This is a genomic window from Parapedobacter lycopersici (assembly GCF_024643285.1).
Classification (GTDB): Bacteria; Bacteroidota; Bacteroidia; order Sphingobacteriales; family Sphingobacteriaceae; genus Parapedobacter; species Parapedobacter lycopersici.
This window is the reverse complement of sequence record NZ_JAMSLW010000019.1, coordinates 1-402: the sequence shown is the minus strand read 5'-3', so window position 1 is coordinate 402 and position 402 is coordinate 1. Positions and strand designations below refer to the sequence as shown.

Genomic DNA, 402 nt, shown 5'->3' with positions numbered 1-402 from the left:
CACCCCGTTCTTGGACAGGATCTCCGGGAAGACGCAGCCCAGCGCCCCCAGCATCGCCCACCGCGAGTGGATCACCTCCAGCTCCCTGTTCCTCGCGAACGTCTCCGGGTCGGCCGATAGCCCCGCCGTGTCCCACCCGTAGTCTCCCGGGAACTCTCCGGTCAGGTACGATGGCGTCTGCTCCGAGAACGGGCCCAGGTACTTGGGACGGTCAGGTCCATACCAGATGCTCTGGGGCGCGCTCTTGACGGTGCGGCGCATGGTGATGCGGCCACCGGAGTCGCCGACGCGGCGGACGAGCTCATCCCGGCGAGGGGCGGTGCCGAGGAAGCTGGTGGTCTGGTGCAGCGCCGACGCGGCCATCGTTCTAACGAGGGCGATGCGGCGGCGGTTGGGTTGGTT

General features: G+C 68.7%; 1 protein-coding gene. It reads right to left on the bottom strand.

Annotated features, from left to right (window positions below):
* The coding region (locus NEV57_RS15890) for a chlorophyll a/b-binding protein (protein WP_257659294.1) at window positions 1-402 on the bottom strand (402 nt) is incomplete at both ends.